Consider the following 12,602-nt stretch of genomic DNA (forward strand, 5'->3'; position numbering starts at 1 on the left):
GCTGTTCGACGCCCGGTCAATACCGGGCGCGTGACCCAATTAGCTTGCGACGATGTTAACCAGCTTGCCGGGGACCACGATCACTTTGCGGATCGTCAGGCCGTCGGTGAAGCGCAGCACGTTTTCATTGACTCTTGCCACGGCTTCAACCTCTTCACGGGTAGCGCTGGCGGGCATTTCAATCTGTCCGCGCAGTTTGCCGTTCACCTGAATCACCAGCACGAGGCTGTCTTGTACCAGCGCGGTCTTGTCCAGCACCGGCCAGCCGGCATCGATGATGGCATCGCTGTGACCCAACCGGCTCCACAGTTCATGGCTGATGTGCGGGGTGATGGGTGCCAGCAGCAGCGCGACAGTTTCCAGACCTTCCTGAAGCAGCGCACGGTCCTGCGGGGTTACCTGGGCAGCTTTTTCCAATACGTTCATCAGCGTCATGACTTGAGCGATGGCGGTGTTGAATTTATGGTGTTGACCGACGTCTTGGCTGGCGTTTTTGATCGCCAGGTGGATCGCACGGCGGACGGCTTTCTGTTCGTCATTCAAGCCCGCGACGTTGAGCTTGGGAGTCAGGCCCAAGGTGACGTGGGCATGGGACAGGCGCCAGACGCGACGCAGAAAGCGGTGTGAACCTTCGACGCCCGAGTCCGACCATTCCAGGCTCATGTCCGGCGGCGACGCAAACATCATGAACAGGCGGCAGGTATCAGCGCCGTATTGGTCGATCATCGATTGCGGGTCAACGCCGTTGTTCTTCGACTTGGCCATTTTCTCGATGCCGCCGATCTCGACCGGCAGACCGTCGCTGATCAATTTAGCGCCGATCACTTTGGCTTTACTGTCGCGTTCAAGCTCGACGTCGGCCGGGTTGTACCACGTCTTGCTGCCATTTGCTTCAAGGCGGTAATACGTGTCGGCGATGACCATGCCTTGAGTCAGAAGGTTCTTGAATGGCTCGTTGGAGGTGACCAGACCTTCGTCGCGCATCAGTTTGTGGAAGAAACGCGCGTAGAGCAGGTGCAGGATCGCGTGTTCGATGCCGCCGATGTATTGATCCACTGGCAGCCAGTGGTTCGCTGCTTTCGGGTCAACCATACCGCCTTCGTAGTGAGGCGAGGCGTAGCGTGCGAAGTACCACGAGGACTCGACGAAGGTGTCCATGGTGTCGGTTTCGCGCTTGGCCGGGGCGCCGCATGTAGGGCAACTGCACTCATAGAACGATGGCATGCGAGCCAGCGGTGAGCCGGCACCATCGGGAACGACGTCTTCGGGCAGCACAACCGGCAATTGGTCTTCCGGGACCGGCACGTCACCGCAGGTGTCGCAATGCACGATCGGGATCGGGCAGCCCCAATAACGCTGACGGCTGATGCCCCAATCGCGCAAGCGGAACTGCGTGCGTGACTGACCCAGTTGCTTTTTCAGCAAATCAGCTTCGATGGCATCGAACGCGGCTTGAAATTCCAGCCCGTCATAGATGCCGGAGTTGATCAGCGTGCCGTGTTCGCCATAAGCGGCCTGCCACTGCGAGAGCGTTTCGTCGCCAGCACTGGTGCGTACAACGGCCTTGATCGGAAGGTTGTACTGGGTAGCAAATTCGAAATCGCGCTCGTCGTGAGCGGGGACTGCCATCACGGCGCCGTCGCCATAATGCATCAACACGTAGTTGGCGACCCACACTGGCAACTTCTCGCCCGTCAATGGGTGCTCCACGAAAAGTGCGGTGGGCAGGCCTTTTTTCGCTTGGGTAGCGATGTCTGCTTCGGCGACGCTGCCGCTTTTGCATTCGTGAATAAAGGCTTGCAGTTCGGGGTTACCCTTTGCGGCCAGGGTCGCCAGCGGGTGTTCCGCTGCGACGGCCACGTAGGTCGCGCCCATCAAGGTGTCTGGACGGGTCGTAAATACTTTCAGCGCGCCCGCTTCACCAATGGAAGCCTGGTCGTACGGAAACTGCACTTCCATGCCACGGGATTTACCAATCCAGTTGCGTTGCATGGTTTTGACTTGCTCAGGCCAGCCTGGCAATTCATCGAGTCCCGACAACAGCTCATCTGCGTAGGCAGTGATCTTGAAGTAATACATCGGGATTTCGCGCTTTTCGATGATGGCGCCGGAACGCCAGCCGCGACCGTCGATGACTTGTTCGTTGGCCAATACGGTCTGATCAACCGGATCCCAGTTCACCGTACCGTTTTTGCGGTAGATCACGCCTTTTTGGAACAGGCGAGTGAACAGCCATTGTTCCCAGCGGTAGTAATCGGGTTTGCAGGTGGTGATTTCACGGGACCAGTCAACACCAAGACCCAAGCTGCGGAGCTGGGTTTTCATGTAGGCGATGTTTTCGTAGGTCCACTTGGCCGGAGCGACGTTGTTTTTCATCGCGGCGTTTTCTGCCGGCATCCCGAACGCATCCCAACCCATGGGTTGCAGGACGCTTTTGCCTTGCATGCGCTGATAGCGGGCGATTACGTCGCCGATGGTGTAGTTGCGCACATGGCCCATGTGCAGCTTGCCGCTGGGGTAAGGGAACATGGATAGGCAATAGAAAGTCTCTTTGCCTGGCTGTTCACTGACTTCAAAGGATTTTTGCTCGTCCCAAAATGTTTGGGCGGCGGCTTCGATTTCGCGGGGCTGATAGAGTTCGTGCATGGCTACTTTTTACTAAAGAAGTGGTGACCTCATCCTCTTCATTGCACCGCTGAGTCAGATTGTGCTCAGTCGAGCGGGAAGTGGAATTTAAGGAAGCGCCGTAGCATACATGAGCGCTCACTATCGAGGGAAACCCTGATTGCTTGTTAAGCGTTGTTGCAGGCCGTTGGTCGCTGCATCCGGCTGATTTGGACAGCAACGCTAAGCTAATCGACAGGGGAGTATGTTTTAACTTCGATGAGGTGAACGGATGGCAGAGTCGCAGCGACCCGCTGTAAAACCTGAGCTTTACGAACGCTTGATCAATCGTATTGGGCTTGCCTTGGATGTGGCGAAAACGGCAGTTCGACTTCGCCATGAAACACCTACAGAACTGGAATTGCGAGGGTTGAGCCCTGCGGAATTTGAATTGATTGAGGCTTATCTGGACAAGGGCACTTTGGATTTAAAAACAGAAGTCTTTGGGTTTAAAACTGAGGGTATGACCAAGGACGCTTGCTTTGCGAAGGCGGTTGACGGACCTGCTTCGGCGCCGAGGCGTTCAGCCAAGGTCATATGGCTCGAAGATCATAAACGCAGCAAAGCGTCAATGCGGGGCAAGTCGTTATATTTCAGATGATGCAAGATGCAAAAAAATCGCTTCACGTTATCTAAGCAGGCTGCGGTCTGCGTCAAAATTATTGTTGCTTAACGTCAATCCTTCTAGGCTTCGGGCATCTTTGGAGATGCTCGATGCCTATCCGCTATTTGATCAAACAATTATTGCTGCCTCCTGGCATCCTTCTGCTGGTGCTTTTGCTTGCCTGGTGGTTACGCCGCTCACGGCCTCGGCTGGCTGGCGCATGCTTTTTCATTGGCTTCGTCGGGTTGTGGGTCATGAGTTTACCGATTGCGGTGGAGTGGGCTGCGCGGGGTATTGAACACGATCCGCCCCTGCAACAAAGCCAATGGTCGACGCTTGCCCGGCAGGCTGATGCGATTGTGGTCTTGGGCTCCGGCCGCGAACGCAAAGATCCGACGTGGGGCACCGACATCCCCACTGGCGTTGCACTGGAGCGCATGCGCTTTGCGGCGCGGTTATCCAAAGATTCAGGTTTGCCGATTTTGACCACGGGCGGGCTGCATTATGGTCAGCCGCCGAGTGAGGCGGCGATCATGGCGGATTCGTTGCAAAGCGATTTTGGCGTGACGGTGCGTTGGCAAGAAGGGCTCAGCCGAACCACTTGGGAAAACGCCACGATGACCGCTGCGATATTGCAGCCCCAAGGCATCAAGCGGGTGGTGTTAGTGACTCAAGCCTGGCACATGCAACGCGCACGATGGAGCTTCGAGAAGGCAGGATTTACCGTGGTTGCAGCGCCTGTAGGGTTCCTGGGCGTCGACAACGCCCGGCCATTCAACGGCTGGTTGCCTGAGAGCAAAGCTGTATGGCAAAGCGGGCAGTTGCTCAATGAAGCGGTGGGGTTGTTGGCGTATCCGATGTTTTATCGGTCGCTGTAGGTAGCTGTGAATTTATGTGGGAGCTGCCGCCACATCTTCGACGCCAAAAGGCTCCTGCCGTAGTACATTCTGTGGGAGCAGGCTTGCCTGCGAAGAGGCCGTCATCGCGCAGATGATGTCGACTTGAAACCTGGGTCGCCTACAATGACGCTTTCGTTGGCAAGCCAACTCCCACAGAGTAACCTCGGCAGTCCTTGCTAATTTTCTCCTGAATTCAAAAGTTATGCGGTATTTTTTGAGAGCGAACTTGTTCGCTCCCACAGAACGCAGAACCCTTGGTTACCGTTTCATCCGTCGTGCCACCAGCGCCCAGCCCACCAGCACAATCGACAGAATCGTCAACGGCCATGAACGCCAGCGCAAGTAAGGGGTGAGGTCTTGCATCGGTACCACGTCGCCGTACAGCACGCCTTTCTGGAATTGAGGAATCGTCACGACCATCTTGCCAAACGGGTTGATCAGGCCACTCACTCCGTTGTTGGTGGCGCGGATCATCCAACGACCGGCTTCAAGTGCGCGCATTTTTGCCATTTGCAAATGCTGCAATGGGCCGATTGACGTGCCGAACCAAGTGTCGTTGCTCACCGTCAGCAGTAGTTCACTTCTCGCGGCGAGGCCGGCGGCAAACTCCGGGTAAACCACTTCGTAGCAGATGAACGGTGCGATTTGATAACCCTTGGCCTGCAGTAACGCCTGGTCGCTCGGTCCACGGGCAAAGTCCGACATGGGCAGGTTGAAGAAGCTGATCAGCCCACGCAGCAGGTCTTGCAGTGGAACGTACTCACCAAACGGCACCAGCTTCTGTTTCAAGTAAGTGCCATCGCCTTCACCGACCACGGTAATGCCGTTGTAGTAACGGTACTCGCCACGGCCGCCTTGTTGGCGAATCGGTACACCGGTAATCAGCGCCGAGTTGCGATCCGCCGCGAACTTGCCGAGCATCGTCAAATAGCCTTCCGCCGACTCTTTGAGGATCGGGATCGCGGTTTCTGGCCAGACGATCAAGTCAGCACGTTTACTGGTAAAGGTCATGTCCCGGTAAAGCGCCAATTGCGCGTTGAGCTGCGCCGGGTCCCATTTCATGCTTTGTTCAACGTTGCCCTGAATCGCGGCAACGCTAAGCGGTGGGCCTGCCGGAGACGTCCATTCGTAGGTTTTAAGCGACAGACTCAGCACCCAAGGTGCGACCAACAGCAAAACGCCAATACTCAGCGCGGACTTATTCGCTCGAAGCTGTGGCAGATTGCACAGCAAAGCGGCGGTCAGGGCCAGGGTAAAGGAGATCAGCCACATGCCACCGATGGGCGCGAGCCCCGACAAAGGGCCGTCGAGTTGGCTGTAGCCGGAGTAAAGCCAAGGGAAGCCGGTCAAAAACCAGCCGCGAAACGCTTCTTGCGCCAGCCACACGCCGGCAAACGCCAAAGCGTCGGTCAGCGGTGCGTTATTGCGTCGAATCCAGCGCGCCCAGATCCAGGTCGGCAGGGCGAAGAACCAGGCAATCGCGGCGATGAAGCCCAGCATTAAAAGGCCTGCGAGCAGCACCGAAGCGCCACCGTAGGTATGAATGCTGACGTAAATCCAACTGGTGCCCGCACCGAACAGACCGAAGCCATAGCACCAGCCACGGCCCAAGGCCTGGCGGGGGCTGAGTTCACGCAAACCCAGATAGAGAACGACCAACGACACAATCGCCAGTGGCCAGACATCAAATGGAGCCAGGGCCAGGGTGGTCAGCGCGCCAGCCACCATGGCCAGCAGGTTGCCGGGCCAGCCGGGTCGGGTGATCCAGTGCATGGTATTTCCTTAGGGGCTTAGGCCCGCGAGATCGGGCTCAGGCGCAGTAAGTGAATACGACGGCTGTCGGCATTGAGAATGCGGAAACGGTACGCGCCAATTTCAGTGGTTTCGTTGCGCTTGGGCAAGTGACCAAACGCACTCATCACCAAGCCACCAACGGTGTCGAACTCGTCGTCCGAAAACTCGCTGTCGAAGAACTCGTTGAAACTGTCGATCGGGGTCAGTGCCTTGACCAGGAAGTCGCCGCTGGGCAGCGGTTTGATGTAGCTGTCTTCCTCGACGTCATGCTCGTCTTCGATATCGCCAACGATCTGCTCCAGCACGTCTTCGATGGTCACCAAACCCGCCACGCCGCCGTATTCGTCGATGACGATGGCCATGTGGTTGTGGTTGGCGCGAAATTCGCGCAGCAGCACGTTCAGACGCTTGGATTCGGGCACGAAGGTGGCCGGGCGCAGCAGGTTCTTGATGCTGTCCTTGTCACCGTCTTCCTTGAGGATCAGCGGCAGCAAATCCTTGGCCAGCAGCACGCCGAGCACATCGTCGTGGCTCTCACCAATCACCGGGTAGCGCGAGTGCGCTGAGTCGATGACGGCGGGCAGGAATTCGCGAGGGGTTTGCGTGGCCCTGATGCTGATCATCTGCGAACGCGGGACCATAATGTCCCGTACTTGCAGGTCAGCCACCTGAATGGCGCCCTCGACGATGGCCAGCGCTTCGCTGTCCAGCAACTTGTTTTGATGGGCCTCGCGCAGCAGCTCAAGCAGCTCCTGGCGGTTTTTCGGCTCGTGGGCAAAGGCCTGGGTGAGTTTCCCCAGCCATGACTTTTGCCCGTTGCTCGATCGGTCTTCGCTCATAGCCCTTACTCGTGGTCCTTGCTGGTGGTCTCTGGAAAGTGATGGTCAGCGGTTTCGTCGTCAGCGTAAGGATCGGGATAGCCCAATTCTTCAAGCAACGTTCGTTCCAGTGCTTCCATTTCTTCGGCTTCTGCATCGTCGATATGGTCATAGCCGAGCAAATGCAGACAGCCGTGAATGACGAGGTGCGCCCAATGCGCATCCAGAATCTTGCCCTGTTCAGTCGCCTCGCGGGCCACAACGGCCACGCAAATCACCAGGTCGCCGAGCAGCGGAATATCGAGAAACTCATCGGGTACGTCGGCGGGGAAGGACAGTACGTTGGTTGCGTAGTCCTTGTGTCGCCAAGTGTTATTGAGTTCACGGGCTTCAGCATCGTCGACCAAGCGGATGGTCAGCTCTGAATCAGCAGTGCGTTGACGCAACGCAAGTTCACACCATTGGCGGAACTGGGCTTCGTTTGGGACTGTCGCTTCGGTCGCGAGTTGTAAGTCCAGCTCAACCATCGCGGCGGTTATCCCTGCTGGAAGAGGAACTTATGGTTTCGTCGTTAGCACGATTCTCGTAGCGCTCGTAAGCTTCGACAATGCGCTGTACCAGCGGGTGACGCACCACATCCTTGGGCTTGAAGTGCGTGAAGGTGATACCCGGTACGTCTTTCAAGACTTCCATCACATGGTTCAGGCCTGACTTTGTGCCTTTGGGCAGGTCAACCTGGGTGATGTCGCCCGTGATGACGGCCGTGGAGCCGAAACCGATGCGGGTCAGAAACATCTTCATTTGTTCGACGGTGGTGTTCTGGCTTTCGTCGAGAATGATGAAGCTGTTATTGAGGGTCCGGCCGCGCATGTACGCCAGCGGTGCAACCTCAATCACTTGACGCTCCATAAGCTTGGCGACGTATTCAAAGCCGAGCATTTCATACAGGGCGTCATACAGCGGGCGCAGGTACGGGTCGATCTTTTGTGCCAGGTCGCCGGGCAGGAAGCCGAGCTTTTCGCCCGCTTCGACCGCCGGACGCACCAGTAAGATATGGCGGATCTGTTCGCGCTCAAGCGCATCCACGGCACAGGCGACAGCAAGGTAGGTCTTGCCGGTACCCGCAGGGCCGATGCCGAAGTTGATGTCGTTGGCGAGAATTTCTTTGACGTATCGCTGCTGATTCAGGCCGCGCGGGCGAATCATGCCCTTTTTGGTGCGCAACGCTACGCCGACTTCGGCAGCAGGGTGGTTGTCCAGTTCTTCGACACCCGATTCCTGAAGGAACAGGTGAACCATGTCGGGTGACAGCTCGGTACCTTTGGTTTCCCGGTACAGGCGTCGCAGCAGGTTTTCAGCCGAAGTGGTGTGCTTGGGTTCGCCAATCAGTTCGAATTGATTGCCGCGGTTGCGGATTTCGATGTCCAGACGTTGCTCGATCAAGCGTAAATGCTCGTCGAGTTGCCCGCAAAGATTTGCGAATCGGTGGGCCTCAAAAGGCTCGAGGATAAAACGATGTGGTTCGATGGGAGCGTTCAAGGTCGTTTTTAGCCGCCCTACGGCAATGAAGATGGGTTGAAGGATAACCCCAGCGCTCGGTGGGCGAAAGCCTTCACTTACTAATGGTCTTGCTTTGAGCTGATATTAAATCTGTGGGAGCAGGCTTGAACCTGCGAAGGGGCAATCTCGGTTAGCATCTTCAGGGCCTGACCCGCTGCCTTCGTCGGCAAGCCGACTCCCACAGGTTTTGAACTGATCCTAAACCTGTGGGAACCAACCTTCTGCGGCGGTCTTTGCGGCGTTTATTGCAATAACGACCCGCGCAACGAATGCGGTTGCGCGTCGTCGATATGGACATCGGCGAACTGGCCAATCAGTTTCGGATTGTCACAGCGGAAGTTGACGATCCGGTTGTTCTCGGTACGTCCCTGCAATTCTCCAGGGTCTTTTTTCGAATAATCAGTGACCAGAATCCGCTGGGTGCTGCCGACCATTTGCCGACTGATCTCGTAACCCTGTTGATTCAGGCGGTGCTGCAAGGCGGCCAGGCGCTGTTTTTTCAGGGTTTCCGGTGTGTCGTCCTTAATGTCTGCCGCAGGCGTGCCGGGGCGCGGGCTGTAGACGAAGGAGAACGAGAAGTCGAAGCCCACGTCTTCGATCAATTTCATGGTCTGTTCGAAGTCTTTTTCGGTCTCGCCAGGGAAGCCGACGATGAAGTCCGAACTGATGCTGATACCCGGAACGGCAGCCCTCAGCTTGCGCAGTTTGGATTTGTATTCGAGCGCGGTGTGGTTGCGCTTCATGGCCGAAAGAATCCGATCGGAGCCCGACTGCACCGGTAAATGCAGATGTTTCACCAGTTGAGGCACTTCGGCATGGGCCAGGATCAGGCTGTCCGAAAACTCCAGTGGGTGCGACGTGGTGTAGCGAATGCGGTCGATGCCGTCGACGGCCGCCACGACGCGGATCAACTCGGCCAGATCTGCCAACCGTCCATCATGGGTCGTACCGCGATAGCCATTCACGTTCTGACCCAGCAGAGTGACTTCACGCACGCCGTTTTCGGCCAGGTGCATGACCTCGCTCACCACGTCATCGAACGGACGGCTGACTTCTTCGCCACGGGTATAAGGCACGACGCAGAACGTGCAGTATTTGCTGCAACCTTCCATCACCGATACAAAAGCACTCGGGCCATCGACGCGAGGTTCGGGCAAATGGTCGAATTTTTCGATTTCCGGGAACGAAACATCAACCTGCGGCAGACCAGTGAGGCGCGCAGCGTTGATCATTTCCGGCAAGCGGTGCAGGGTTTGCGGGCCAAACACAACGTCCACGTAGGGTGCGCGGTCACGAATCGCGGCACCTTCCTGGCTGGCCACACACCCGCCGACAGCGATCACCATCTCCGGATTGGCCAGTTTCAGCTCGCGCCAGCGACCCAGTTGGGAATACACCCGGTCTTGGGCGCGCTCGCGGATTGAACAGGTATTAAGCAGGATAACGTCGGCATCTTCTGCACGAGCAGTGACTTCCAGGGCTTGATGTTCGCCCAGCAGATCGACCATGCGCGAGCTGTCGTACTCGTTCATTTGGCAACCGTGGGTTTCGATATAAAGCTTCTTGGCCATGCGTGATCATCAGTTGATTCGAAGAACCGAGCATTATAGGGGTGCGGGTGTCTGGTTCCTAGCGCTGACTGTCTGACGGACGTGCTATAGTTCGCGCCCTCTTTAAGCCCCCGATTTTTAGCCGCCCGCCATGATCAAACGCGAAGCTCCAATTTATAAGGTGATTTTTCTCAACCAGGGCCAGGTGTTCGAAATGTACGCCAAGCAAATCTATCAGAGTGATCTGTGGGGTTTTCTGGAGGTGGAAGAATTCGTCTTCGGTGAGCGTACGACCGTGGTGGTAGACCCGAGCGAAGAGAAGCTCAAGGCTCAGTTCGAAGGCGTGGTCCGCAGTTTTGTGCCGATGCATTCGATTGTACGCATCGATGAAGTCGAGCGTGTGGGAACGCCGAAGATCAGCGAGGCGCGGGGTACAAGCAACGTGATGCCTTTTCCGATGCCAATGCCGGACAAATAAGCAGTTCGATCAGCGGGTCATTGTGTCAAGGCAGGGGGGCGAATGGTGTGCGGCCTTCAGCCGTTTGCAGTTCCAGCAAATAATTACGGAAAATCTGGCCCAGCACCTGGGTAGCGACTTCCAGCTCATCGCGCTTCATCTTCGCCGACACTTCATCCGCGCTGTCCAGCGCATCTTCCGAGCCGTTGACGGCGGCCATCTTCAGCACGATATACGCCTGAATGTTATTGGCTTGCACGCCTTCGCCATGGAAAAACATTAAACCCAGTCGATATTGCGCCTGGGCATGGCCTTGCAGCGAAGCCTGCTCGAAATAGTTGAGTGCTTGAGTTAAATCACGAGGCGCATTTTTGCCGTCGTAGTAGAACTGTCCCAACTCGAATTGCGCCTGTGCATCCCCGGCTTGTGCTGCTTTTTGGCAAACCGCCAATGCTTCAGGCCGATTATCGGGCTGAGTATTGAGGGTGCAGCGACCCACCGCTGGGATTAACAACGAGTTGCCACCTGCATTTGCCAGCAGGGGATGAAGAAGCAACAGGCAGCCCAAAGCAAGGGTGCGGCCGGTGCGGTTCATGGGAGTCGACTTACCTCTAAAAGGTGCGGGCGTACCCGTCCAGCAGATCGCGCTGGCGGCACATTATGAAAGAAGCGGGGCCAACCTTACAAAGTCTTTACGGAATTTCTGCTGCACGGGCTTGATGTGCCTGATTTTGCGAGAGATTACCGTGCTTTTTAATCTTCTGCAGGAGCCAACTTGTTGGCGAAGCGGCGCTACTGTCTCACCGCATCGAGCCTCTCGCCAACAAGTTAGCGCCTATGAAGGCTTATTTCAGCGCAGCAAATGCTTTCTCGGCGGCATCAAGGGTCAGTTGCAGTTCAGCGTCGCCGTGGACGATTGAGGTGAAGCCTGCTTCGAACGCGCTCGGTGCCAAGTACACGCCGCCATCGAGCATCGCGTGGAAGAAGCGCTTGAAGCGGTCCGCGTCGCTGGTCATGACGTCGTTGAAAGTGACGATTTCCGGGAGGTCACTGAAATACAGACCAAACATGCCGCCGGCCTGGGTAGTCACGAACGCAATACCCGCTGCATCGGCGCGTTGTTTGAGGCCCGCGAGCAGGCGGGTGGTGAATGCGCTGAGTTCGTCATGGAAGCCGGGGCGGCTGATCAGGCGCAATGTTGCCAGGCCCGCCGCCATGGCCAGTGGGTTGCCGGACAACGTACCGGCTTGGTAAACCGGGCCCAAGGGTGCGATGTGGGACATGATTTCGCGTTTGCCGCCGAAGCAGCCAACCGGCATACCGCCACCGATGATTTTGCCAAAGGTGCTCAAGTCCGGCGTGACGCCGTAGTGCGCCTGAGCGCCGCCCAATGCGACACGGAAACCGGTCATCACTTCGTCGAAAATCAACACCACGCCGTGTTTATCACACAGCGTGCGCAAGCCTTCGAGAAAGCCGGGTGCAGGCGGGACGCAATTCATGTTGCCGGCCACCGGCTCAACGATGATGCACGCCACTTCCTGGCCCACTTCATCGAGCATTTTTGCGACGGCATCAATGTCGTTGAACGCGGTGGTCAGGGTGTGTTTGGCGAACGCGGCAGGGACGCCCGCAGAGCTGGGTACCCCTTGAGTCAACGCGCCGGAGCCGGCTTTTACCAACAGGCTGTCTGAGTGGCCGTGGTAGCAGCCTTCGAATTTGATAATGCTGTCGCGGCCGGTGAAACCACGGGCCAAGCGAATTGCACTCATGGTCGCTTCGGTGCCGGAGCTGACCATCCGCACCATCTCCATCGAAGGCACGAGGGCGCACACCAGATCGGCCATTTCGGTTTCCAGCGCTGTCGGCGCGCCGTACGACAAACCGTGTTCCAACTGCTTACGCACGGCGTCTAGAACTTGCGGATGGCTGTGGCCGAGAATCATCGGCCCCCATGAACCGACGTAATCCACGTAACGCTTGTCGTCTTCATCGGTGACGTAAGCACCTGCCGCATGCTTGAAAAACAGCGGCGTGCCACCCACGCTTTTGAACGCGCGAACGGGCGAATTGACGCCGCCAGGGATGTGTTTTTGGGCGTTGGCAAACAGGATTTCAGAACGGGACATGATGGGGTCTCAGCTGTTGAACCAAAAATGTGTCCTGCGCGGATCACAGCGGCGACGCGTGCTGGTCGGCGTAGGCGGTTGTCCAGAATGTGCAGGAGACGGATTATACCTACGTCCGGCAGGGCTA

At 57.0% G+C, this 12,602-nt stretch carries 11 protein-coding genes; 3 read left to right on the forward strand and 8 right to left on the reverse strand.

Annotation, left to right across the window (positions count from 1 at the left end):
* Positions 1–39 precede the first annotated feature (39 nt).
* Positions 40–2,646 carry a leucine--tRNA ligase gene (gene leuS, locus RHM65_RS09610; protein ID WP_322166198.1) on the reverse strand — a complete coding sequence of 869 codons (2,607 nt, stop codon included), beginning with the start codon at positions 2,644–2,646 and terminating at the stop codon, positions 40–42.
* A 250-nt stretch (positions 2,647–2,896) separates the two neighbouring features.
* Here leuS and RHM65_RS09615 point away from each other — a divergent pair, with 250 nt between their 5' ends.
* The gene (locus RHM65_RS09615; RefSeq protein ID WP_322166197.1) at positions 2,897–3,265 is read left to right on the forward strand and encodes a hypothetical protein; all 369 of its coding nucleotides are present in this window, start codon (positions 2,897–2,899) and stop codon (positions 3,263–3,265) included.
* Positions 3,266–3,378: 113 nt separating this feature from the next.
* The gene (locus RHM65_RS09620) at positions 3,379–4,146 is read left to right on the forward strand and encodes a YdcF family protein (RefSeq protein ID WP_322166196.1); all 768 of its coding nucleotides are present in this window, start codon (positions 3,379–3,381) and stop codon (positions 4,144–4,146) included.
* Positions 4,147–4,425: 279 nt separating this feature from the next.
* Here RHM65_RS09620 and lnt read toward each other — a convergent pair whose 3' ends face one another.
* From lnt to miaB, 5 genes are all read right to left on the reverse strand, one after another.
* Entirely contained in the window at positions 4,426–5,940 is a 1,515-nt protein-coding gene (gene lnt / locus RHM65_RS09625; protein WP_322166195.1) for an apolipoprotein N-acyltransferase, read from the reverse strand.
* 17 nt (positions 5,941–5,957) lie between these two features.
* On the reverse strand, positions 5,958–6,800 hold the full coding sequence (locus RHM65_RS09630; protein ID WP_322166194.1) for an HlyC/CorC family transporter: 843 nt from the start codon (positions 6,798–6,800) through the stop codon (positions 5,958–5,960).
* Positions 6,801–6,805: 5 nt separating this feature from the next.
* Entirely contained in the window at positions 6,806–7,306 is a 501-nt protein-coding gene (ybeY, locus tag RHM65_RS09635) for an rRNA maturation RNase YbeY (RefSeq protein WP_322166193.1), read from the reverse strand.
* Positions 7,299–8,318 carry a PhoH family protein gene (locus RHM65_RS09640; RefSeq protein ID WP_322166192.1) on the reverse strand — a complete coding sequence of 340 codons (1,020 nt, stop codon included), beginning with the start codon at positions 8,316–8,318 and terminating at the stop codon, positions 7,299–7,301. Before RHM65_RS09640 ends, ybeY begins: the two co-directional genes overlap by 8 nt.
* Before the next feature lie 263 nt (positions 8,319–8,581).
* The gene (gene miaB / locus RHM65_RS09645; RefSeq protein ID WP_322166191.1) at positions 8,582–9,910 is read right to left on the reverse strand and encodes a tRNA (N6-isopentenyl adenosine(37)-C2)-methylthiotransferase MiaB; all 1,329 of its coding nucleotides are present in this window, start codon (positions 9,908–9,910) and stop codon (positions 8,582–8,584) included.
* Between the two features lie 130 nt (positions 9,911–10,040).
* On the opposite strand from miaB, the gene RHM65_RS09650 reads away from it, so the two are divergent.
* Positions 10,041–10,367, forward strand: a complete 327-nt coding sequence (locus RHM65_RS09650) for a DUF1820 family protein (RefSeq protein ID WP_322166190.1) — start codon at positions 10,041–10,043, stop codon at positions 10,365–10,367.
* 25 nt (positions 10,368–10,392) lie between these two features.
* Here RHM65_RS09650 and RHM65_RS09655 read toward each other — a convergent pair whose 3' ends face one another.
* Positions 10,393–10,941 carry a tetratricopeptide repeat protein gene (locus RHM65_RS09655; RefSeq protein WP_322166189.1) on the reverse strand — a complete coding sequence of 183 codons (549 nt, stop codon included), beginning with the start codon at positions 10,939–10,941 and terminating at the stop codon, positions 10,393–10,395.
* A 250-nt stretch (positions 10,942–11,191) separates the two neighbouring features.
* Entirely contained in the window at positions 11,192–12,475 is a 1,284-nt protein-coding gene (gene hemL / locus RHM65_RS09660; protein ID WP_322166188.1) for a glutamate-1-semialdehyde 2,1-aminomutase, read from the reverse strand.
* Positions 12,476–12,602: the final 127 nt, after the last annotated feature.

Source organism: Pseudomonas sp. CCI4.2 (assembly GCF_034350045.1).
Taxonomy (GTDB): Bacteria; Pseudomonadota; Gammaproteobacteria; order Pseudomonadales; family Pseudomonadaceae; genus Aquipseudomonas.